The sequence below is a fragment of the Janthinobacterium sp. BHSEK genome, assembly GCF_056174685.1.
In genome coordinates, this window is record NZ_JBWBYV010000185.1 from 1 (window position 1) to 422 (window position 422).

At 50.0% G+C, this 422-nt stretch carries 1 rRNA gene; it reads left to right on the forward strand.

The window, feature by feature from the left end:
- Positions 1–422: ribosomal RNA gene (locus AC0V2Y_RS28190) — 23S ribosomal RNA — on the forward strand; the annotation flags it as partial.

A 422-nucleotide genomic window follows, 5' to 3' on the forward strand; every position in this document is an offset into this window, starting at 1 on the left:
TTCACGAAGCAATCGGAAGTGGTTCCAAGAAAAGCCTCTAAGCTTCAGTCATACGAGACCGTACCGCAAACCGACACAGGTGGGCGAGATGAGTATTCTAAGGCGCTTGAGAGAACTCGGGAGAAGGAACTCGGCAAATTGGTACCGTAACTTCGGGAAAAGGTACGCCCCGGTAGCTTGAATGGTTTACTCCATGAGGGTGAAAGGGTTGCAATAAACTGGTGGCTGCGACTGTTTAATAAAAACACAGCACTCTGCAAACACGAAAGTGGACGTATAGGGTGTGACGCCTGCCCGGTGCTGGAAGATTAAATGATGGGGTGCAAGCTCTTGATTGAAGTCCCAGTAAACGGCGGCCGTAACTATAACGGTCCTAAGGTAGCGAAATTCCTTGTCGGGTAAGTTCCGACCTGCACGAATGG